Below are 24013 nucleotides of genomic sequence, written 5' to 3' on the forward strand. Positions count from 1 at the left end.
TATTTATCTAACTAAAAAGGAGGTTCTACCATGAAACAAGAATGGTTTGAAAGTAATGATTTTGTAAAAGCAACAAGCAAGAACAAACCTGAAGAGCAAACTCAAGAGGTTGCAGACAAGGCTGAAGAAACGATAGCCAATCTCGATACACCAATTGAAAAAAATACTCAAGTAGAGGAGGACGTCTCTCAAGCTGAAGTCGAACTGGAAAGCCAGCAAGAAGAGAAAATTGAAACGCCTGAAGACAGTGAAGCGAGAACAGAAATAGAAGAAAAGAAAGCATTAGATTCTACTGAAGAAGAGCAAGATTTTTCTAAAGAAACAGAAAAAGTCACTATAGCTGAAGAGAGTCAAGAAGCACTTCCTCAGCAAAAACCAACCACGAAAGAGCCCCTTCTTATCAGTCAATCCTTAGAAAGTCCCTATATCCCCGACCAAGCTCCAAAATCTACGGATAGATGGAAAGAGCAAGCGCTTGATTTTTGGTCTTGGCTAGTGGAAGCAATCAAATCTCCTACAAGCAGTCTTGAAACAAGTAGCACACACAGTTACACAGCCTTTCTCTTGCTCATTCTGTTTTCTGCATCTTCCTTTTTCTTTAGTATCTACCACATCAAACATGCTTACTATGGACATATAGCAACTATGCATAATCACTTCCCTGAACAATTTGCTTCATTAAATCTCTTTTCGATTATCTCTATCCTAGTAGCAACAACACTCTTCTTCTTTTCATTCCTCTTGGGTGGTTTCGTCGTGAGACGATTTATCCACCAGGAAAAAGACTGGACGCTAGAAAAGGTTCTCCAACAATATAGTCAACTCTTGGCAATTCCAATCTTCCTCACTGCCATTGCTAGTTTCTTTGCCTTCTTTGATAGCCTGCGATTCACAGCCCTCTTGTGTGTGATTAGTGTTGGAATCATTCTGCTTGCCAGTCTCCATATCATTACAAGGCCAAGTCAAGCAAGTGAAACCGACTCCTTCTATCAGTTATTCTTGTCTGTCCTTGTGAACGGAGTCATTATCCTCCTCTTCTTTGTAGCTGAGGTAGCACTGATTGGAGATTACCTTCGTATCTTGGCCTTTCTTTAAACTTCAATCCTGTCTTTCATGGCAGGATTTTTCTATGTCAAAAAAGCAAGTCACTTGACCTGCTTTACTCTTCTTGTGCTAATGCTTTAAAATCTTTGTCTAAGATTGGTTGCACTTCTAATTGATTGGCATCTAATTGGTGGTAAGATGCTGATGGTAATGACTCTAGGAATTTTGCATAGTCCAAGCGGGCAATGGCTTCATAGTCTTCTGGTTTAGAGCCGTCTCCTGTAATTTGAACCAAGTCAATCTCCCACTGAACTTCCTTATCCAGCAATTGCTCAATATAGGAAGCAGGAACAAATGGTTCTCTCGGTAAAACAGTCTTGACTCCTTGAGCCAGATGGTAAACACCGTGAACTTGTCCTTCTCCATCCTGATAGAAGGAAACTCTTGCAAAGTAAGCATCTGTCTCTTGAACTGCACGTACACGTGCTTCAAACTGTGCCAAACCATCTGCCTCTAAAAAGCTTTTCAAGTCCTCATGACTAAAGAAAACAGGATTAAAGATTCCTTGACAAATCGTAAAACGAGCTGCAGTGTCTGCTAGATAGGCTTGAATACTTGCTTGGAAATAAGCTTCAAAATCAAAACCATCTAGTCCTTCAATCTCAGTTCCTGTATAAGCAAGCAGGGCATCTAAAAATGACTTGATGATTTCCCAGTCTGTCTTCGTTAGTAGGTCAGGAAGATCGACACGATATGCCTTTTGATCATCAGCATAACTGACCTTAAAGAGAAATTGTGATTGCCCCACTATCGCACACTCAATATATTCAAGACGGCTAAGAGGCTGACGAAGATAGACAGCATCATAGCTATGTGACTCCAAACCATCTACCAAGGCCAAGATGGACTTGGCAGTCAAAATCTCTTGTTCTCCTAAAATGCTCTGTTTATTTGGAATAAAAAATGTTTTCGTCATAACTGGACTCCTTTGAAATCGTTTACATATAGTATACCTTATTTTCCTGAAAGATACAGAAACAAACTTTAGATTTTTGAGTAAAAAGCATAGAAAAACAACCCCTAAGGACTGTTTAATCTTATACAGTAGCTGCTTGATCCAAGCTTTCACCGATAGCGGCTAGGCGCTCGACAACTTCAGCTTGTGTCAATTCATGTTCTGAAACATAGCGGTTACGTGGGTGAACACGGCACTCGTGTGAACATCCACGAAGGTACTTGTCTTCATTTTCTTCTGATGTCAAGATACGACGGTTACAGAATGGATTTCCACAGTTGACATAACGTTCACATGGTGTTCCATCAAACCAGTCTTTCCCTACGATAGTTGGGTTGACATGGTTGACATCTACGGCGATACGCTCGTCAAAGACGTACATTTTCCCATCCCAAAGCTCACCTTGGACTTCTGGATCTTTACCGTAAGTTGCAATTCCTCCGTGCAATTGGCCGACATCTTTGTAGCCTTCACGGACCATCCAGCCTGAGAATTTCTCACAGCGAACCCCACCTGTACAGTAAACCACGACACGCTTGTCCATGAATTTTTCTTTGTTATCACGAACCCATTGTGGCAACTCACGGAAGTTGCGGATATCTGGGCGGATAGCCCCACGGAAGTGTCCTAGGTCGTACTCATAATCGTTACGTGTGTCAAGGACAACTGTATCTTCGTCAAGAAGAGCTTCTTTGAACTCTTTTGGAGACAAGTAAGCACCTGTTGTTTCAAGTGGGTTGATGTCATTGTCAAAGTCGTTGTCTTCCAAACCAAGGTGGACAATTTCTTTCTTATAGCGAACAAACATCTTCTTGAAAGCTTGTTCACTTTCTTCGTCAATCTTGAACCAGAGGTCTTCCATTCCTGGGAGACTGTGAACGTAGTCCATGTATTTTTGAGTTGTTTCGTAGTCACCTGAAACTGTTCCGTTAATCCCCTCGTCAGCGACTAGGATACGACCTTTAAGGCCAATTGATTTACAGAAAGCCAAGTGGTCTGCAGCAAATTGCTCTGCATTTTCAATTGGAGTGTAAAGGTAGTAAAGTAAGACACGAATATCTTTTGCCATAAGATTTGTTCTCTTTTCTATTCTTAAATTTTCAGAATTTTTCATCTAACTATACTAGTATACCTGCTTGAGAAAGCGAATGCAATTTATTTGACTGGAAATTGTAGAAGATGGCCTGTCCCTGCACTTCATCAGTAACCATAGCGAATTGCAGATAGTTCTCTCAATTTTTTGATCTGCTCAGCTTGATTTTCTGACAAACTTAGCTTGTTATCAATCAATACGCGCGCAAGGTCAACATTCATTTGACTCAAAATAAATGGAGTAGAGGTCCCATCGTCCTCTAATCGTCTTTTATAACTCACTAACAGATTTTTCAAGGGAGTCAGTTGAGGCGTATCCTTTATATCTTCCAATAGATGATCTATGATCGTCATGGCTTCACAACGTCTTTCGCTGCCTCCTGCAAACCATTTTAATGGTGTCATTCTTATTTCCCTCCTTAAATTGAAAAGCTATCATTCCTAACTCTCGCGTCAGTATTTACCCAAACACCCTATGTAAAAAAGTCAGCAGAAATGGTAGAGTCGCGAAAATATTATTAATCACATGCACCGCATAGGAAGGATAAATGCTCTTGGTATAGCGGGTCAAACTAGCAAAGATGATGCCAGATGTTGCAAAGACGAAGATATCTAACAAACTAGGCAGACTTGAAAAATGAGGAAGAGCAAATAAAATTGACGGAAGAAGCAAATCAAGGCCAAATCTCGAATGCTTAAAAAAGGCGTGTTGCAGTAATCCTCTATAGATTAGCTCTTCCATAAGTGGAGTCAGAAAGAACAAAGTTATATAGATACCTAGCTCAGCAAAGTTGGTCCCACTATAACCGATCAATACGGCCCAACCTTCAGCAGTTGACTGAACATGTTTAGCTGTCTGAACGTTAAAAGAGATCTGGAGCACTACCACTAATACTGTCAAAATCGAATACCAAAGCCATTTTTTTCTCGGAATGCGAAAAAGATAGCCGTGCCCTGTCTTAAACAGAATCCAAATCATGACTCCACTAAATAGCAAACTCAAAAGATTTTGAATCCAGACGAAATTGCCAATCTGGGAAGAAAATTGCCAATAATTTTGAACAATAAGCGTCAGATGAGAAAGACCAAATACGAAAAATAAGTAAGAGAAAACTGCACTTATTTTGAATAGAAGTTGATACTTTTTCATGTGAACCCTCCGTTGTAAACTTGGAACATCTCTAATATAAGCGATATTTTCCTAAATCCTTACTCCAAATCCTAAATGGTGCTTAAGATTTCCTGAATGGTTAAATAGTGATAAGAAAACACGGATATCTATGCTCTCGTTTCAAAAAATCACTGCCTCCCCCAGATAAGCCTGAGGAAAACAGTGATTCAATTTTTAGGAATTAGGAATGAATACACGAAATCAATTGATCTTATGATTTTTTGTTTTTCAAGAATTCATCGTATTGTTTTTGCATTTCGTTCAATACTTTATCGTAAGCACCTTCAGATTTCAATTTTTCCATCAATTCTGGAATAGCTTTGTCTGGGTCTACAGTACCAGTGTTGATAGCTGTATCGAATTGTTGCATTGTGTTAGAGATTGCTGAGATTTCAGATTTCACATTGTCAGTGTTAAAGATGAATCCAAGTGCTGGAGATTCTTTAGCTTCAGCCAACTGTTTCTTAGAATCTTCGATTTGTTGGTCTGTAACGTTTTCGTTGATGTAAAGGATCCAGTTGTTACCAGTGTTCCATCCACCCATGTGAGTGTTTCCTTTGTAGCCATCAAGGACTTTAACACGGTTTTCTTTACCTGGAATTTTTTCCCAGTTCTTGCCTTCTGGACCATAAACAAGACCATTCAAGAGTTCTGGGTTAGTGTTCAAGAGGTTCAACACTTCCATTGATTTTTCTTTGTTCTTAGAGTTGTTTGAGATAACAAAGTTAGCAACTTGTGTTGTTTGGTTTTTCTTGATGAAGTTAGTGATTGGTTTGATTTGGATATCTTTGTTCGCAACACGTGAAAGCAAGCTGTTACCGTAGTCAGCTGGTCCTACTGTTTCTTCACGAACGAACCAAGTATCTTGTTGAAGGTCAAATGAAGTATCGCTTGTTGCTACGTCTTTTGGAATGTATCCAGCTTCATAGAATTTGTGAAGAGTCTTCAAGTGTTCTTTAAAGCGAGGCACTTCGTAACGGTTTACGATCTTAGTAGTGTCCCCTTCAAGGTCGATAACGAATGGAAGTCCGTTTGGAACTGGGTAGTCAAAGTTATCAGATGGGATGAAGTTCTTAGTAACCGCAAATGGCACTACATCTGGAGCTTTTTCTTTGATTTGTTTCAAGACTGGTTCAAGTGTTTCATATGAAGTGACACCTGAAATATCGATACCGTATTTAGCAAGAAGAGTTCCGTTGAAAGCGAAGTTTTGAGATGATGCAACGTTGGCTGCAACTGGAACTGCGTAAATTTTACCGTTAATGCTGTTACCTTTGATGTAAGCTGGGTCAAGTGCTTTATAAAGCTCTGCCCCTTCTTTCTTATACAAGTCAGTCAAGTCAGCATAGGCACCTTTTTGAGCATTTACAACATAGTTAGATGCAAAGGCGATATCGTAGTTTTCACCAGATGATGTGATAACTGACATTTTCTTATCATAGTCACCCCATCCAAGATATTGGATATCCAATTTAGCACCAACTTTTTCACCGATGATTTTGTTAGCATTTTCTAGCAATTCATCTAAGTTATCTGGTTTGTCACCGATTTGGTACATTTTGATAACAGTTTTTTCACCTGAAGCTGAGTCAGCAGCTTTTTTACTGTTACCTGAAAGGTTTCCACAAGCAGCGAGACCAGCAGCCAAAGCGACTACGCTAGCAGATGCAAAAGCATATTTTTTCCAGTTTTTCATGACAAAAACTCCTTTTTTTATTTTTAAACTTATAAACAATATAATGATCTTAACTTCACGCAAGGGAAGTTTGGAAATGAGAAATGATTTTTCTCAACAAGCACTATTCTTTCACACCACCGATAGTCAAACCTTTTACAAAGTAGCGTTGGAAGAATGGATACAGAATCGCGATTGGAAGGGTTGCGACCACAACCATGGCCATACGACCTGTTTCTTTTGGAAGAGCAACTCCCAGTTGACCAGATAGGCCGACTGCTTTGGCGATGTAATCCATATTTTGTTGGATTTGCATGAGCAAATATTGCAATGGATACAAGTTGTCACTCTTGATGTAAAGAAGGGCGTTGAACCAGTCATTCCAGAAACCAAGAGCTGTTAAGAGCGTAATGGTTGCGATACCTGGTAATGACAATGGCAAACAGATTTGGAAGAAGATCCGGGCCTCACTAGCACCATCGATACGAGCGGATTCTAGAATGGCTTCTGGAATGGTCTTCTTGAAGAAGGAACGCATCAAGATGATGTTAAATGGTGAGAGAAGCATTGGAACAATCAAGGCCCAAACAGTATCACCAAGTTGAAGTAAACGAGTTACCACGATATAGCCCGGTACCAAACCAGCATTGAACAACATACTAAGAAGGGCAAAGATTGTAAAGAATCTGCGATACTTAAAGGTTGTCCGTGAGATAGCGTAGGCATAGGTTGTTGTGATAAAAACGTTTGTGATAGTCCCCACCACTGTTACAAAGACTGAGATGAAGAGGGCTTGGAGGATTTTATCCTTAAACTGTGCCAAAAATTCAAAACCGTCTAATCCAAATTGGGATGGGAAGAAGCTATATCCATTTTGGAGGATACTCTTTTCATCTGTCACCGAAATAACGATAACGAATACAAAGGGTAGGATACAAGAGAGGGCAACCAAACCAGAAATGGTACTAAAGAAGATATCTGCTTTCTTACTGAAGGAGTGAATGCCGACATTATCAATTTTTTCTTTTTTAATTTTCTTTTCTGCCATATTCTCCTCCTTTCTAGAACAAGGCTGAGTTTGGATCAACTCGTCTTGCCAGTAAGTTTGATAGGATAACCAGAATCAAGCCAACAACTGATTGGTAGAGACCTGCTGCTGAAGCCATCCCGATATCCGCTGTCTGAGTCAAGCCATTATATACATATACGTCCAAAACATTGGTTACGTTATAAAGCTGACCAGCATTGTGGGGGATTTGGTAGAAGAGACCAAAGTCTGCACGGAAGATGTTTCCGACTGCAAGGATGGTCAATACAGTTACCAATGGTGTCAACTGCGGAATGGTTACATTGCGAATTCGTTGCCATTTGCTGGCCCCATCCACTGTCGCTGCTTCGTAGTAGGTTGGATCAATTCCCATGATTGTCGCATAGTACATGACACTGCTATATCCAAAACCTTTCCAAATACCTAGGAAAAGTAGAAGATATGGCCAGATACCCAAGTCAGCGTAGAAATTGATTTCCTTCATTCCGATAGACTCTAGGAAATGGTTGAACACACCTTTATCAATGTTTAGGAAGGCATCTGTAAAGAAACTGATGATAACCCAAGACAAGAAGTAAGGGAACAACATGGAAGTTTGGAAGATCTTAACCATTCTCTTAGAACGGAGTTCACTTAAGATGATAGCAATCCCTACTGATACAATCAAACCGATAAAGATAAAGCCTAGATTGTAGAGGACAGTATTTCGTGTGATAATAAAGGCGTCTTTTGAACTAAACAAGAATCTGAAATTATCGAGTCCGACCCATTTACTATTCACGATACTATCTATAAAACCATTACTGGTCATGTGGTAGTCTTTAAAGGCAACCACGTTCCCAAATACTGGAATGTAGAAGAATAGAATCAACCAGAGTGCCCCTGGTAAAACCATCAAGAGAAAGATCCAGTTGTCTCTCAAGGTTTTTGAAAACTTATTCATAATTTCCTCCCCTTTTTATTTTGATATCCATCTAAAAATTCCTTTTTAGACTTTTGATAACGATTACATTATTAGTATACTCCTATTTGAAGGTTAGGTTAAACTACTAATTATAGAAAAAACTCCACAAATTATTTTATGTGGAGTACTTTTTTAAGAAAGGGATGTTTCACGAGAAACACTCTGCTCAAGGCAAGGTGTTCTTGTTTTTAGGTTGTATAAATGGTTGAAGCTGTCGCAATGGTATGCCACTGGTTGGCTGTTGTGGCTGCGAAGTCCTTGTCTGCGTAGAAGTCTGTAAATGGTAAGATTTCCACTTCTAACTCATCGATGCGGTCAATCTGACCAGCTAGATAAGCCTCGATGCGGCTTTCTGCTCGCTTGATGCGTTGCAAGAGTCCGCCCATACGGATATCAACTGTGTCCAAGCCAAAGACCTTGTTTTCTTTCAGCCATTGGTTGCTAAAGAGGGCATGGAAGTGTTCGATTTGGCTTCTGAGTTCTGGTAATTCTTGTCTGGCGATTTCTTGTAGGCTTTCCTTATCATCCACTTGATAGGCTTGACGAATGCGTCGTCCCACATCCACTTTGCTACTTAAAATCTGGTTCAACTGGGCCTGAGTTTCAAAGAGGTAGGCATAGTTGGCAGCTTTTTCTTTAATGTTAGCAAGCGTCTCAGCAGCCTGAGCGAAGTGCGGTTTGTCCTGTTCAGGTGTCATGTGTCGATCAAGGATCGGACAGAGAATATCCTGATAAAAGACATAGCGGTTAGGATTGATCCCGCTGAGATTACCCGGTAGGTCTGGCAAGAGATTAGCTAGGTCAATCTGCATAAAGTCCTCAACCGATAGACCAGTATTAGTCTGGAAATGAGCAGACAGTCGGTCTAGGTCATTGCGATAGCTGAGTTCTGCCCAGATTTGCAAACTTGGTAGGATAGAAAACTGAGCGGTCTCACCACCATTGTCCCCCCAACCCGTCACGATGACTTCTTTGATGTCATTGGCACGACAGGCTTTATTGGCTTCAAGAGCGATGAGACGGCTGAAATGGTTGTTGGGTGTGAAACCAATCCACTTCCAAGCACCCCCCGCAAAGGCAAGGTCATGACTAATCTTGTGGTGGTTACTAAAGTTACGGTTGTATTTTTCCTCGCTATCCTGATAATAGTCCCAGTAAACCAAAGTCACTCGGTCTTTGAGACGGTCTAGGTAGACACGAGTTTCTTCTGGAATTTCCACATCACGGTCGTACTGGCCATCTGCTGACATAAGTTTAAAGAACATATCGCTCCACATCTGGCAGTGGAAACCATATTTGTCAGCAATATCTAGCACGCGCTCCAAGTGTTGGCACATGAGGAGACTACGATCCACAACACCGTTCAGAATCAAGTAGCGTCCCAAACCAACCAAGTGGGCTTCGTCCATCCCAATATTGACCTTGCGAGTCTTCAGTTTAGATAGGGTAGCAAACATGCCATCAATCAGGTCATAAACCTTTTCTTCGCCGATGAGAAGAATATCCTCCACATCACGGAGCTCCTGAACTTCTTTGACACCCCATTTAACGAAGGCAGACAAGTGGGCCAAGGTCTGGATACATGGCACAAAGGTCATATCAAACTGCTTGGCATAGGCTTCGATTTCCTGCAATTCCTCAGCTGAGTAGGCTCCACGGAAATAGCCAAAGTAAGGCTGCCCTTCAATCTGGTAGGTATCTTCCATGTAGAGCTCAAAGGTTGAGTAGCCCATGAGAGCCAAGACCTCAATCATCTGCTTGGCAGAAGCCACATTCAGCACTGCATTTCGAGAACAGTCTGCCATGTAGGCTAAATCTTCATAAGCTGCTTGTTCCTCAATCTCTACCTTGTCACCTTCTGCTAGGGATGTTGCCAACAGGGACAAGGCACGATAAAGTTGGTGAGGTTTGCGGTAGGTCAATTGATAGTGACCACCCTCACCCTTGATAGAGATAGAGGCTTGATCAGACTGAGCGACAGCTACCTCTACATCTGGTAGCGAAATGTGCTTTGTCAGCAAGTCGATTGCCTGAGTTTGTTTGGAATTAATTCCTGTAAATCTTACCATTGGTTTTCCTCCTGTAGCCAGTTGACAAGGGCTCCGTAGAGATTAGCATCTGCGTGATAGGTGCAGGCCTGGATGACAGGTGCGATCGTGTATTCTTCGTAGGTTTCGACAAAGTTATCAACAGCTTTCTTAACACCTTGGATGAAATCTGGATTTTGACTGATAGAGCCTCCCAGACTAATGACATCTGGATCGATGAGATACTGGATATTAAGCAAGCCTTGCGCCAGATTGCGGTTCATGCGCTCAATGGCTTCTTGACAAAGGGCATTTCCTGCTGCAGCCTCTTGGTAAATCTTGCGACCGTCCCAATCAGTCTGACCAGATTTTTCAATCACGTAGCGCACCATATTTCCAGTTGACGCTAGTTGCGACCAGTTGTTGAGCTTTTCAGCAGGGGCAAGAGTTGTCATGTAGCCAAATTCCCCACCCAGACCGTGGCGACCTCGATGAAGTCTACCATTGATAATCATAGCTCCGCCAATCCCTGTCCCAATCACGACACAAGCTGCATTTTCAAGTTCTGGATGAGCTAGTAATTCACTGAGTCCAACGCAGTTTGCATCATTTTCTAAATGGATAGGTAGCTGATAAGAGCTAAACACCTCATACCAAGAAAAGCCGTGGATATAAGGCACCGCACTAAAGCCATCAATCACACCTGTCTCTTGATTGACCGCACCTGGAACACTCATAGCAATCCCACTATAATCCTGTTCTGACAAGCGTTGGTCCAACCAAGCTAGTAAGTCCTCCAAGTTTTCAGGCGTTGGAATGCTTGTCTTATTCAGTATTTTCCCATCAGGAGTCAGATTGGCAAACTTAATCCCAGTCCCTCCGATATCAATCGTTGCAATGGTCATTGTTTTTACCATAAAAGGGGCGAATCAGCAGTTAGTTCTTACCTTTTCGCCCCTCCTTTCTCTTTATGTTTACTTTTTGAAATTAAATTTCTTCTTTTTTGATGAATTCTGTACGAATCTCTTGTGGAGAAATGAGGCCTCTATGAACTGGGTATGGTCGTTCCAGTAGGTCCAGGAAGAGATGTTGACTTTCCGGTACACGTACATTTTCACTACACATATTGTAGTAACGAAGAACATAGCCTTCTTCATTTTCAGATACCTTAAAGGCTGTTGGACAGATTTGCGGTATGCTGAGAACAGAATGGCTCAAGAGGCTACCAGTCGCAGCCACGCTTCCTTCTTGTTTAGCAAGCTGAAGGCTGGTAAATGGTGTCTGCAAGGCTTTAGCACGACGATAGGCTGAGAAGCGTTCTTGGGCTTGGTGGCATTCAAGCGCAAATTCGACTTCAAACTCACGCAAGCATTGTGCTTCTGGTGTTGGGAAGTAACCCCAGTCACCTAGCTCACCTGACGCACGCAGAATGGTCACTGCAATAGTGTCGTCTCCAAGGATTTCGTATTCATTCAATCCCTTATTGGATACAGTCACCCCTTTTTCATCGTCATACAGACTGACAAAGGCCTGTTGGTGTTGAGGATTTTCAGGATTTTCCCATGAAGCAGCTGGTTTGTTTGGTCGTGTTACCACCTCATAGATGCTTTCAGAATCATTGCTTGGACGCGTGTTATGAGTCTTGACCAAGAGACGGATACGGTGGTCTTTGGCAGTGTTGGTAAAGCGAGTCTTGCAACGGATTTGTGGATTATCAACGAAGATAGTCATCTCAGTTTCAAGAGGAATGCTTGTCAATTCTTCTGAACGTCCAGCTTCACGCTTCATAAACTCGATGATGCCTTTTTGCTCTTCTTCTAGCTTTTCATCTGCACTGACAGGCACGGTCAATTCATGTTTGAGCAAGATTTTAGCGTAGCGAGCTGTGTTTTCCAAGACCTCGTAGCCCTTAAGCTCTGCATAGATTGGCTCTGTTCCTTTTGGTTGGAAATAGATATACTCGTTTCCGATGTCACCACGATCTTCGAAGCGAATAAAATCTTCATAGGCTTCATGAGTTGTCTTATCATAAACTGTGATATTGTCATCCACACTAACCGTTACAAATGGCGTATCAATCACTCCGTTTTGGTAAATACCGTCGCGGTGTTCTTGTTCTCCTTCCAGCAATTGGAAGGTTGTCCAAGAAAGCGGCGCTAGGTGAACTGGAATGGTCACGCGCACTTGTCGGGCGATACGAGCTTGGCGGAACTTGTCTTTTGGTAAATCGTACTCAAAATTAGCTCCGAGGTCTTCAATTTTAGCCTCTACAGGACGCCCATCCAAGTCCTCCACATGGTAACTTGGCAAGGTAAGAGCAGCCATCTTCTTGTAGCCTTCTGTTGGATGCAATTCCTTGAAATCACAAGTCGCAACATCAATCACTGTGCTGACAGTATCGACCTTATCATGCAAGCCTGTATTAATGACAGTAAAGAGATAGTCACTTTGAGCTTTAGCTGTAGCGATTTTACCCTTCCACTCGTTGAGCAGGTTGCTCTTAACAAAGTTTCCGACTTGATTAACCTTGGCAAAACGAGTTTCCATTTCGCGGTGAACTTCGTCCACGCTACAGCCACAGATACTATCATGCGGCGCATTTTGCAAAAGAGTTTTCCAAGCATAGGTCAACTGGTCCTTGTGGTTATGACCACCAGTGATGATAGTTAGTGGCTCCACTACTTGCTCTAGGAGGTTGCTATTTTCTTGGAAGGATTGTTTGAGATAAATACGAGATGAAGAAGTGTTGGCAAGTGTATACCAGCCGTCTGTTTCCTGACTGGTCAACTCACCTGTAACCGTTGATAACTGCTCTGGTAGGGCACTTTCCACAGCTTGGACATATTCATCAAAAGAACTGTGAACAAAGGTCACATCTGGGAAGAGTTCATTTGCCACACGAATGGCTTCACTCAGATTTTTCTGTACAGGCTGGTGGTCACAGCCGTTCATCATCAACCATTGGTTAGTCGAAGCGTAGGCACGCACATCTGACAATTTTTGTTTCCAGAAGGTCAAGGCCTCTTCTTTATCAACTGGGATTTCATTCCCGTTACTGTACCAGTTGGCAAAGAGGATACCGAGGACACGACTTCCGTCCGCACCCTGCCAGTACATTTCTGAAAACTGGGAAGTAAACTGCTCATCTTCGAGGACTTGGTTATCAAATCCAATCGGCTTCACACCACGACCAAAGGCTGCCACGTGAATGCCTGATTTTTGAAGAATTTGAGGCGCTTGTCCCATATTTCCAAAGGTATCTGGGAAGTAACCAACCTGAGTTGATTTGCCCCATTTTGCACATTCTGCTTGACCAATCAAGGTATTGCGGACATTGGCTTCACTTGAAATCAAGTAATCATCCTGCAAGATATAAAAGGGACCAATTTTAAGTTTGCCCTCGTCGATGTAGCGTTGGACTTTGTCGCGATTTTCAGGACGAATTTGCAAGTAGTCATCAAGGACAATGGTTTGACCATCCAAATGGAAGCTCTTGAACTCAGGGTCATTTTCAAAGAGATCAAAGAGATTGTCAAATAATTCCACCAACTGCATACGGTGGCTTTCAAAGGGCAAGTACCACTCACGATCCCAGTGACTATGTGAGATAATATGTACGACAACATTTTCCATGAAGTAAAACCTCATTCTAAATTTAAATTTTTATTGTTAACGTTTTAAATGTAAATTTGTGATTCTTTCCAAGAATCAGTTGCGCTAAAGCGTGTTCCTTAGCGGATATCCAAGTAATCCAAGACCAATTCACAGAACATCATGTTGGCCCAAGAGAACCATTCACGAGAATAAAGAGTTGGGTCATCCACGTGGAAGCTTTCGTGCATAACACCTGTACCACCATCGCAAGCAACCAGCTGGTCCAGCAAGAATTTTTTCTCTGCCTTATCTCTTGTTGTCAAACCTTGGATAGAAAGGGCAATGGGCCAGATATAGCGATAGAAGGTGTGAGAACTTCCGAGACCGCTAGCGTATTCTCCTTGGTAGAAGTATGGATTTTCAGGGCTCAGAATGGTACGACGAGTTGCTTGATACACTTCATCGTTGACATCGCAGTAGCCCAGATAAGGCGCAGCCAACAAACTTGGAACGTTTGGATCATCCATGATGCTGGCATTTCCTAGACCATCCACTTCAAAGGCATAAATCTTTTCGCCCTTGCTGTTGGTGGTGTAAGCATAGTTTTCGATACCTTCTTGGATCTCTTCTTGCAGACGTTTAGCGTCTGCGATGACACTCTCGCTATCAGCTAGATTCAATTCTGTAAAGATTTCTTGCACATAACCCAAGACTACTGCTGCAAACATATTTGACGGAATCAAGTAACTATACTGACAGCAATCATCACTCGGACGAAAGGCTGACCAAGTCATACCTGTCACTGCAAAATCAGGTCCAAAGCCATCATTTACCAAGGTGTCTTCCTTGCGGTCCGTATCTCGGACAAAACGATAAGGAGAGTTCTTGTGGTCTTGTTCCACCGTCCACAGATGGAGGATTTCCTTGGTCGCTGCGACAAAAGTCTCATCAAACTGACTAGTCTCGCCAGTCTCTTTCCAGAGGAGATAAGCCAACTGCAAAGGATAGCAAAGCGAGTCCACCTCGTACTTGCGTTCCCAAATCCAGCCATTAAGGTCTGTATGGTCGGTCTCGTGGTGCCCCTTCCAGTTTTCCTCAATGTTGAAGGAATTGGCATAAGGATCCTTGAGTACCAAGGTCATCTGACGTTTGACCAAACCTGCAATGGTCTGACGCAGGAGGGCATCTCTTTTAGCCACATGAAGGTAGGGTCTGAGTTGAGCTGTCGAATCTCGAAGCCACATAGCAGGAATATCTCCTGTGAGCACAAAGGTTGAACCATCTTCTAGGATTTCAACCGTATTGTCCAAGGTGTCTGTGTAACAACGCTCGAAAACATCCACCCACTCTGGATGGTCCTTAGCTCGCTCTGCCACTTCATCTAGCCATTCTCTAACAATTTCTTTTGAATAAATCATCGTGCAGTATCCTCTTTCAAACAAGTTTCATTTTCAGTATATAGCTTTTGAGACAGAAAATACATACACAAATGATAGTCATTTTTCTACAAAATAGTTATCTTTGAAGCTCCTTTTCTAAAGGCCCTCTTTTTCTGATATAATGTAGAAAAACAGCTAAAGGAAAGACTATGAAACTACTACTTGAAACCATCGATACCCGCTTTGGAACTGCCAGCAAGCATGCCTTCTCTCGGGGAAATACCCTGCCATACACAGGCGTGCCTTTTGGGATGAATTACTTTGTACCCCAGACCAGTGACCAGGAGGGCTCTTGGTTTTTCGATCCGCATCTGCCTATCTTTCAGGGGATTCGATTAACCCACCAGCCCAGCCCTTGGATTGGCGACTACTCTTGGCTCCTTCTGACACCTGTCACAGGCCAACTGGGTGGAGACAGCCTCTTCCATCGCCAGTCTTCCTATGATATGGATAAGGCCTCTTTCCAACCTCATTATCTGAAAATTTTCTCCCTGCGCTATCAGATTGAAAGCCAGCTTACACCGACTTGCTACGGTGCTTCTATTCGTTTGGAACAAAAGCAAGGCAAAGCCCTCTCCCTCTATCTTCACGCAGCAGATGAACTGACAGTGGAGCAAGTAGATGAGCGGACTCTTGCCCTGCGACAAGAAGGTAAAACTGAAACCAACAAAAATCCACTGATACTGTTCACATCCCTGAAAATGAATACGGATATCCTTGCTATCAGCCAAGAAGGCGAAGACTGGCTAATTGACTTAGCAGATAGTCATGCTGAAATTCAGCTAGCGACTTCTTTCATCTCTCACTCTCAGGCTCTGCTTAATCTACCTCAAAAAGATTTTGATAACTGTAAAGCAAATGCACAAGCGGACTGGGAAAATCTCCTCCATCGTTTTGATATCATGGAGACAGGAGAAGCTGACCGAACCTTCTTTGATCACTGTCTCTACAGACTCTTCCTCTTTCCTCAGACTTTTTATGAGGTTGATGAATCAGGACAAGTCATCCACATGGATCTGGCTACTGGAACTGTCAAGTCTGGTGTCCTCTTCAACAACAATGGTTTCTGGGATACCTTCCGAACCACCTTCCCCCTCTTTGCCCTTATCATACCGGAACACTACCACCGCTTTTTAGAAGGATTTCTCAATAACTACCGCGATACTGGTTTCCTTCCAAAATGGCTGGCTCCAGATGAACGGGGTATGATGCCAGGTACACTTTTAGACGGTATTATCGCAGATAGCGCCTGCAAGGACATGGCCCCCGACCTAGAAGAAGAACTCCTCCAAGCCATGCTTGAAACAGCCAGCAAGGCCGACCCTCTCGGCATCAATGGTCGTCACGGACTAGTCCAATACCAAGAACTAGGCTACCTCTCTACCGACCACCACGAAAGCGTCAGCCACACCCTAGACTATGCCTATAGTGACTTTTGTATCGCTAGCTGTGCTGAAAAACTAGGGAAAATAGAAATCGCTGAAACCTACAAGGCCGCATCACAAAATTACCGCCATCTATTTGACGCTGAGACAGGTTACATGCGAGCGCGAGACAATCAAGGAAACTTCCGTCCTGACTTCTCTCCCTATAGTTGGGGACGAGACTACGCTGAATGCTCTGCCATCCAAGCGACTTTAGGCGTCCTCCAAGACATCCCAGACTTAATCCAACTTATAGGTGGAAAAGAAGCCTTTAGCAACTATCTTTTGAAAGCCTGTCAAGATGCTCCCCTCTTTGAGACAACAGGCTATGGTTACGAGATTCACGAAATGAGCGAAATGGCTACTGCTCCTTTTGGACAACTCGCTATTTCCAACCAACCAAGCTTCCACATTCCTTATCTCTTCCGTTACAGCAACTACCCTGACTACACTGCCCTTCTCATCAAGACTCTCCGTCAGAAGGCCTTTCACTCAAGTTGGGAAGCCTATCCTGGCGATGAAGACAATGGTAGTCTCTCGGCCTGGTACATCTGGTCAGCTCTCGGATTTTATCCGACCTGTCCAGGAAAACCAAGCTATGACCTCGGAATTCCTCTCTTTGACCACCTCCGAGTCTATCTCGCTAAAGAAGATAAATGGCTAGATATTCATACTGAGCAAAACCACAGCCACTTCAACTTTGTAAAAGAATGCCGACTGGACACAACTCTAGTATCAACTATTCAACATCAAGACCTCTTAAAAGCTGAGCAACTAACCTTTACACTTAGCTGGTTACCAAGTCATCAGTAAACAAAAAGAACCTTCGCAGATGCGAAGGTTTTTCTTTTATGAAACTTGGACTAGAAGTTGATCCAGAAGCTGACCACCCACCGTTAGGTTCAGATAGAAATCCAAGGTTTTATCTCCTGCAAAATACAAGGTTGGTATGGTCAGGTCTTTTTTGCTTTCCCCAGCTTGGAATTGAAGGACTTGAATTTCGTCCTGATAGGCGACACCATGGACACCTGTCCCCGGTTGGATCGAAATCTTAGTCTCTAAAGGAGTACTACTTTCGCTACGTTCAATCCTAAAATGAAGAGTCTCTCCCTTTGTCACAGCTAGACTTTTTTCTACAAATGCTAATCCCTGCACAACTTCTTTGTTTGCTAAGCTAGGTGTTTTATAAAGTGAAATTTTTGTTAAGACAGGCCAATCCTGTGCCTCCGTGATCATCACGCGCAACTTCTGTGCCTCTACCAGTGGCCCTCGCAAGAGGCGCTTATGACCAACTGTGAACCCCGTTCCAAATTCCTGCCAGACGCCGTCCACCTCTACTTGCACACAAAAACCAGCGATTCGTTGCCCCAGCTTCAAATCTTCTCTTAACTCAAGCACATCGAAAGTTTTAGGTGTCCCTAAGTCAAGTTCTAACTGGATTGGCAAGTCTGCATCGCTTGCCCAAGAGCTGGTCTCAAGGCCGTCTGTCAGATGATGACCAGCAAAGTCTGGTGATAGAGCTGGACCAGATACCTTAGCTCCCAGAACCAAATCTTCTTTATAGAGCTCATCACGATAAGCCGCAAATTCATAAAGCCGTTTGATATCCTTCTCATCAAAGAGACCATCTTGATTCGGCGGAATATTGAGTAAGAGAGGTGTGCCTCTCCCCACCGAGTGAAAATAAATCTCTACCAACTCCTCGAGAGACTTAGGATCCTGATTTTCATGGTAAAACCAGCCCGACCGTATGGAAACATCTGCCTCACCAATTGAAAAAATCGTACCTAAGGGATCCCCATGTTGAAGATAGTCCAGCTCTGCTTCTGTTCCTAGTTTATCAGGATTCACCTTCTGCCACAATGGATCACCTGCATACCCTCGTTCATTGCCAATCCAGCGGATACTGGTGCCTTCTGTTGAAAAAATCAAGCAATCGCCCTGCAGGTCCCTAATGGTTTCAAACCATTTCTCAAATTCATAATTGACCTTTTGAGCGCCTTCTCCTCTGGCACCATCCATCCAGACCTCAGCAAATTTCCCTCCATTACCATAGGCAGGATTTGATAAGATTTCCTTCAATTGAGACAAATAATAGGCATTATAGTCCGCTTCTCGATCCACATGATAGAGAGGACTGTGGGCATCCCAAGGCGATAGGTAGACCCCCATATCCATATCAAACTCTGTGGCAGCTTGGGATACTTCAAGGAGCAAGTCCCCCTCTCCATTCCTCCAAGGACTGGCCTTGACCGAATAATCTGTGTGAGCCGTCGGATAAAGGACAAAGCCGTCATGGTGCTTGACCACCAAAATCAACTTTTTAAAGCCCGTTTCCTTGAGCACGCGAACCCACTCACGCGCATCTAACCTTGTCGGATTAAAGCGTTCAGGATCTTCCTGACCTGTCCCCCATTCCTGATCATAAAAGGTATTTGGGCCAAAATGGATAAAGGCTGCTAGTTCATCCTCTAAATAAGCTAGCTGGGTCTGACTAGGCAAGGGCCCATGCGGTTTTATTTCTCTTACCATATTACTTCCTATCTACATTTTTCTTTACTTTTTTGGCATGTACTTGCAATTCTGTTAAGGCTAGGGGACTAGTCAAGCCTTCAAATCGAAGCCGAAGGGCATAGGTTTCCACCTTGTCAAATTCAAAACGAAGCTCCTCATCCTTATCACTTGAAACTTTTCTAATAGCTGATACAGGTCGCCAATTCTCCTCTTGTTTGAGCAGGGAATCCTTATCTAAATGATTTGGAGTCCGAGGCAAGGCAGGCTCATTCCCTACATAATAATCGATATGGGTAGGATCCACCGCCACGTATTCTTGATTTTCGACATAATACAAGGTCACGTTATCCACAAATCGCGGTTTTAAAATCCCTGCATCTCCAAACAGAATACCGACGCTAGCTTGCTCTGACTTGGCAATCCAAGTATTGGCTGTCGATTTCTTCCGAGCAATGACCTTATCATTGAGGTAAGATGCTGAATGATTAGGCTCTGAGTGAGAAGCAAAGACCAGAGGCAGATTGGACCCTGTCCACTGATTGGAAATGACTTCACCATCTACACTAGCATCTGTCACATGAATGGTGACTGTTGCTGGCAACTCACAGCCCGCTACCTGCCCTGTGAGAACGCATTCTCCTACCTGAGTATAGATTTGAGGCTTGAGTTCATCCCAAGTAACCTTGGCTGTATCTCGTCTGCCATCTGATAAGACTAGCTTGACTCGGTCTGGTAAATGTGGGACTTCCTTGACAAGCGTCCAAACCCTTTCAGGTTCAATAGCGGAAATCCCTTGGACACAAACCTGAGCAGAAGCCTTTAAATCCAAACCCTCTAGCTGACCAGATACCGTAAACTCATGAAAGCTTGCCATATCTTCTTCGGATATTGCCTCCCAAACAACCTTGACTCGTTTTGCACCCCCGAGCTCATAGTCCACCAAAACTGAAGATGGCAGCTGTGGATACGTTCCCTTAGCTGTATACAAGCGAAGTGGTCGTGCAGAAACTGCCTGCCCTAGTGAGGTATTTTCTGCGACCTGCAAATGAGTTTGATAGGTTTTGCCTTGATACATGGCTCGGATAGCCAAGTCGCCAGCAGACAAACAATGAAGCACTCCCTGATTTATAATGGCCTGGGCACTACCACTCATCTCCCAAATCACTTCACTATTCCCCACCTTGTTCACAGGGTTATCCACAGTTTGTGGATAAAGTCCAATAGCTGGGGAATCCCCTTCTTGTAATCCGGCCTGCTTATCCACTCGAATCTCAAATAAGCGCTGATTTTTCACTGGCTGGCAATCAAAAGCCTCTCCCACTAAGAGATCAAAACTTGCTGTCTCTAGCCCTCTGGCACTGGCCTTTACTCTTACTTGGCCTGCCTGCTCCAAGCTCTGAACCAAAAGTACACCTCTGCCATGGAAGGCCTTCCTCTTAAACCGACCATTTTTCTGAGCCTGATAACGTTCACGACTGGCCTGCCTGCCGTTATCCACACCTACAATGCGAGCAGGGCCCTCAATTTTAAAATGAATCTGATTGGAAGCACTCGGCACCCAATTTCCATCCTTGTCCAATACATCAAAATAGAGATAAAGGAGGTCTTGTCCATCTGGTTTAAGTTGTGTTTTTTCGGCATGAAGCCCAATCTTAGCAAGCTTACCTGCAGTCACCACCCTATCTTCTGCCACAAGCTGACCTTGACAGTCATAGGCTACAGCATGCAATTCTCCTGGTTGATAAGGCAAACGCCATTCGAGATAGAGTTGGCCAGAACCTTCTCCCTCTTGGTATTTTCTGCCATCTGAAGTCCATTTTTCCTGAAAAGTCTTCCTACCTTGAGATTTTCCATTGAGAAATAGCTCTACCGAACTAGCATTTGAATACACCCGAACAGGTATATCCCCATACTTATCCACAACTTGTTGATAACTCTTGTGGATTTCCCAATTCCAATGGGGCAGGATATGAACCATGGGATGCTGATTTAGGTCCAACCACTGACTTTGATAGAGATAATAGTCATTTTTAGGAATCCCTGCCGTGTCCACAATCCCAAAATAGGAACTCTTGACAGGCGTGTCATTTTGATTGTGCCAGGGAGTCGGCTCACCGATATAGTCCACTCCTGTCCAGATAAACTGACCCGCATAGTCTAGCCGATTTCGATCTGCTATCCAAGAAGCCGTCGCCGTCTTCCCCCAAGGAACTCTATCATTGCCATAGTCTGACTGTTCAAAATTCCGCACGCGGCGATTATCTCCAACCCATTCCTTAGCTGGACGAAAATAGCTATCACGTGTTCGGGTAGCCGATGAGGTTTCAGAGCCGTAAAGTCGCCACTTGGGATGTCTTTTGCGAATCGCATCAATATTATCTTCCGAGTAATTTAAGCCCACCACATCCAGAAAATTGGCTATCTTTTCATGACTTCCAGAACCATCGCCAAAGCGGAATTGATCCATTCCCATGGTCACAAAACGACTATCATCAACCTCCTTGACCCTTTCTAGCAAGCGTTTGATAGTCTTCAATGAATGAGCATCACCATTTGCTTCGCTGACTTCATTTCCCAAGGACCACATAAAAATCGCTGGATTGTTCTTGCCACGCTCAATCATAGTACGCAAATCATAATCTGACCAGAAATCGCCTGCTTTCGCTTCTGGATGAGTCGCTTCTTCCTCAAAAAAGCGACCATAATCATATTCTTTCTTACCTCCATACCAGGTATCAAAGGCTTCTTCTTGGATGAGTAGGCCCATTTTGGCAGCTAGATCCAGCAAAATACTACTAGCTGGATTATGGGTAATTCGAATTGCATTGACACCCATTTCCTTCATCTGGCGCAAGCGTCTCTCGGCAGCTGACCTATTTTCCACAGCTCCCAGCGCTCCATAGTCATGGTGCAGACAAACCCCATGAATCTTCAACCAGCGACCATTTAGAAAGAAACCCTTATCCGATTGCCAATCCATATAGCGGTAACCAAAGGTCTCCTCTTCTTCATTAACCAAAATGCCATTTTTGTAAAGACGAGTCTTCAATTGGTAAAGGTGGGGATGGTCAATATCCCAAAGCAAGGGTTGAAAAATTGATATGGCTTGTTGGAAAGAATATTTGTCCCCAGACTCAATCACTAGAGAGTCTGTTGCCTGCCAGTCTGACAGCTGTTGTCCATCATACCAGATACTCTGTTCTAAATACACCGACACGGACTGAGGTCCATCATTTGAAACCTTGCTTTCAAGCTGGGTTTCCACCCACGATTGTCTTTGCTCCTTGAGCTTGGGACTTACTATCTTAATCCCATATAAATCCAGATGCACCAAATCTGTAATCAACAATTCTACTTCTCGGTAAATACCGCTACCCGAGTACCAACGACTGCTAGGTTGCTGATTGTCCACAAAAACCGCAAGCTGGTTGGCCGTCCCATCATTTCTTAGATAAGGCGTGATATCATAAGAAAAAGGTGTGTAGCCATTGGGATAATAACCCAGCACTTGCCCGTTGATATAGACTTGGGCATTCATGTAAACCCCGTCAAACAACAAACGCACCGATACAAGACTGGCATCTTCTTCCAAGTAAAACTGTGTCCGATACCAGGCCTGACCCCCGTTTAACTGACCACCCTCATTTTGCGCTGGCGAATACTGGTCAAAATCATTGTAAATACTCCAGTCATGTGGCACTTGAATAACCTGCCAATTTTCCCTCTGAAAATCCGACGCCAAGGCCTCTTCTTTCCCCACCTCTTGGCTAAAAAACCAGTGATTTCGTAAAACTTCTTCTCTTCTCATACAAGCATTCCTCTTTAAACGAATCGATATAGTTGACTATAGCACAAAACAAAAGCGCTTTCAAGACTTCCTCCATCACTCCCTAAATACTCAGAAAAGATTCTATAATTTGTAGAGGAGGATTTATTCCTCAAAGCTACAAGGGTAATGCAAAAAGAGCCTGTTGCCAAGCTCTTTAGTCTATTATTTCTTCTCAGCACGTAGAGCTGACAAGATTTGTGTACGAATATCATCCACACCATTTGGCGTATTTGGTAAAAAGATGGTTTGATTTCCTTTAGAGGCAAAGGTATTCAAGGTATCCAAATACTGGTTGGTCAAGAGGATGGACATGATTTGTTCTTCTGTCATGCCAACATTGGCTTCCTTGAGTTCGGTGATAGACTCTGCTAAGCCATCCACAATCGCCTTACGTTGTTGGGCAATCCCCACACCATGGAGGCGATCTTTTTCTGCTTCGGCTTCAGCTGCAGTGACGATTTTAATCTTATCAGCTTCCGCCAATTCTTGCGCTGCGACCCGCTTGCGCTGCGCCGCATTGATTTCATTCATGGATTGCTTGACTTCTGCATCTGGTTCGACCTTGGTAATCAAGGTTTTCACGATAATATAACCGTAAGTAGTCATTTCTTCTGCTACTTGGTGTTGAACTTCAAGGGCAATCTCATCTTTTTTCTCAAACAATTCATCCAAGGTTAATTTGGGAACAGAAGAGCGAAGAGCATCTTCGATATAAGATTTAATCTGAGATTCTGGACGCATGAGTTTATAGTAGGCATCTGTTACGCTCTGCTCATTAACACGGTACTGAGTCGCTACATTCATCATAACGAACACATTGTCCTTGGTCTTAGTCTCAACCACAATATCGCTTTGCAACAAGCGCAACTGAATCCGCGCTGCAATCGAGTCAATCCCAAAAGGCAAGCGGATGTGAATACCGCTATTGGCAACCTTTTGGTATTTCCCAAAGCGTTCAATAATCGCCACCGACTGTTGACGAACCACATAAACTGTACTCAGTGTGACTATCACCAATAGGAGCACACAAACCACCACAAAAATCATCAAAAATGTTGTTACCATCGCGACGACCTCCATCATTATTTTTTTCTGTATTATAGCACATTTAAAGAAGGATGTGCAGTTTTTACTGCAATTTTTCCTGAAATGTCAATAATTGGAGGTGAATTGTCAC

General features: G+C 43.3%; 16 protein-coding genes. 2 read left to right on the forward strand and 14 right to left on the reverse strand.

The window, feature by feature from the left end:
- Positions 1 to 30 precede the first annotated feature (30 nt).
- Entirely contained in the window at positions 31 to 1095 is a 1065-nt protein-coding gene (locus ADJ60_RS02390; RefSeq protein WP_049543189.1) for a DUF6574 domain-containing protein, read from the forward strand.
- Between the two features lie 64 nt (positions 1096 to 1159).
- Here ADJ60_RS02390 and ADJ60_RS02395 read toward each other — a convergent pair whose 3' ends face one another.
- The 11 genes from ADJ60_RS02395 to ADJ60_RS02445 all read right to left on the reverse strand — a co-directional run bounded on the left by ADJ60_RS02395 (position 1160) and on the right by ADJ60_RS02445 (position 15048).
- Entirely contained in the window at positions 1160 to 2020 is an 861-nt protein-coding gene (locus ADJ60_RS02395) for a DUF4299 family protein (RefSeq protein WP_049543192.1), read from the reverse strand.
- A gap of 121 nt (positions 2021 to 2141) precedes the next feature.
- The gene (locus tag ADJ60_RS02400) at positions 2142 to 3128 is read right to left on the reverse strand and encodes a rhodanese-related sulfurtransferase (protein WP_001030020.1); all 987 of its coding nucleotides are present in this window, start codon (positions 3126 to 3128) and stop codon (positions 2142 to 2144) included.
- Between the two features lie 131 nt (positions 3129 to 3259).
- Positions 3260 to 3556 (reverse strand): bacteriocin immunity protein, encoded by a 297-nt coding sequence (locus ADJ60_RS02405; RefSeq protein ID WP_049543194.1) that lies wholly within the window; start codon positions 3554 to 3556, stop codon positions 3260 to 3262.
- A 55-nt stretch (positions 3557 to 3611) separates the two neighbouring features.
- The gene (locus ADJ60_RS02410; protein ID WP_049543195.1) at positions 3612 to 4301 is read right to left on the reverse strand and encodes a CPBP family intramembrane glutamic endopeptidase; all 690 of its coding nucleotides are present in this window, start codon (positions 4299 to 4301) and stop codon (positions 3612 to 3614) included.
- Between the two features lie 232 nt (positions 4302 to 4533).
- On the reverse strand, positions 4534 to 6018 hold the full coding sequence (locus tag ADJ60_RS02415; protein ID WP_000800391.1) for an ABC transporter substrate-binding protein: 1485 nt from the start codon (positions 6016 to 6018) through the stop codon (positions 4534 to 4536).
- Between the two features lie 103 nt (positions 6019 to 6121).
- Positions 6122 to 7045 (reverse strand): carbohydrate ABC transporter permease, encoded by a 924-nt coding sequence (locus tag ADJ60_RS02420; RefSeq protein WP_000818353.1) that lies wholly within the window; start codon positions 7043 to 7045, stop codon positions 6122 to 6124.
- Positions 7046 to 7058: 13 nt separating this feature from the next.
- A complete protein-coding gene (locus ADJ60_RS02425) occupies positions 7059 to 7988 on the reverse strand; it encodes an ABC transporter permease (protein WP_001032152.1) in 930 nt (309 codons plus the stop codon).
- A 209-nt stretch (positions 7989 to 8197) separates the two neighbouring features.
- Positions 8198 to 10078, reverse strand: a complete 1881-nt coding sequence (locus ADJ60_RS02430; protein WP_049543197.1) for a beta-N-acetylhexosaminidase — start codon at positions 10076 to 10078, stop codon at positions 8198 to 8200.
- The gene (locus ADJ60_RS02435) at positions 10072 to 10941 is read right to left on the reverse strand and encodes an ROK family protein (RefSeq protein WP_049543305.1); all 870 of its coding nucleotides are present in this window, start codon (positions 10939 to 10941) and stop codon (positions 10072 to 10074) included. The genes ADJ60_RS02430 and ADJ60_RS02435 overlap by 7 nt, the downstream gene beginning before the upstream one ends.
- An 82-nt stretch (positions 10942 to 11023) precedes the next feature.
- Complete coding sequence (locus tag ADJ60_RS02440; protein WP_049543198.1) at positions 11024 to 13669, reverse strand: alpha-mannosidase; 2646 nt, start codon at positions 13667 to 13669, stop codon at positions 11024 to 11026.
- Positions 13670 to 13767: 98 nt separating this feature from the next.
- Positions 13768 to 15048, reverse strand: a complete 1281-nt coding sequence (locus ADJ60_RS02445) for a glycoside hydrolase family 125 protein (protein WP_049543199.1) — start codon at positions 15046 to 15048, stop codon at positions 13768 to 13770.
- A 170-nt stretch (positions 15049 to 15218) separates the two neighbouring features.
- Between ADJ60_RS02445 and ADJ60_RS02450 the strand changes: the two genes are divergently transcribed.
- Entirely contained in the window at positions 15219 to 17306 is a 2088-nt protein-coding gene (locus ADJ60_RS02450) for a GH92 family glycosyl hydrolase (RefSeq protein WP_049543200.1), read from the forward strand.
- Between the two features lie 36 nt (positions 17307 to 17342).
- Here the strand turns inward: ADJ60_RS02450 and ADJ60_RS02455 are convergent, their stop codons facing one another.
- The 3 genes from ADJ60_RS02455 to ADJ60_RS02465 all read right to left on the reverse strand — a co-directional run bounded on the left by ADJ60_RS02455 (position 17343) and on the right by ADJ60_RS02465 (position 23883).
- The gene (locus tag ADJ60_RS02455) at positions 17343 to 19025 is read right to left on the reverse strand and encodes an alpha-L-fucosidase (protein ID WP_049543202.1); all 1683 of its coding nucleotides are present in this window, start codon (positions 19023 to 19025) and stop codon (positions 17343 to 17345) included.
- 1 nt (position 19026) lies between these two features.
- Positions 19027 to 22815, reverse strand: a complete 3789-nt coding sequence (locus ADJ60_RS02460; RefSeq protein ID WP_053092734.1) for a sugar-binding domain-containing protein — start codon at positions 22813 to 22815, stop codon at positions 19027 to 19029.
- 183 nt (positions 22816 to 22998) lie between these two features.
- Positions 22999 to 23883: an SPFH domain-containing protein gene (locus ADJ60_RS02465; RefSeq protein ID WP_004235732.1), complete on the reverse strand. Its 885-nt coding sequence runs from the start codon at positions 23881 to 23883 to the stop codon at positions 22999 to 23001.
- Between the last annotated feature and the right edge of the window lie 130 nt (positions 23884 to 24013).

This window comes from Streptococcus pseudopneumoniae (assembly GCF_001076775.1).
Lineage (GTDB): Bacteria > Bacillota > Bacilli > Lactobacillales > Streptococcaceae > Streptococcus > Streptococcus pseudopneumoniae_G.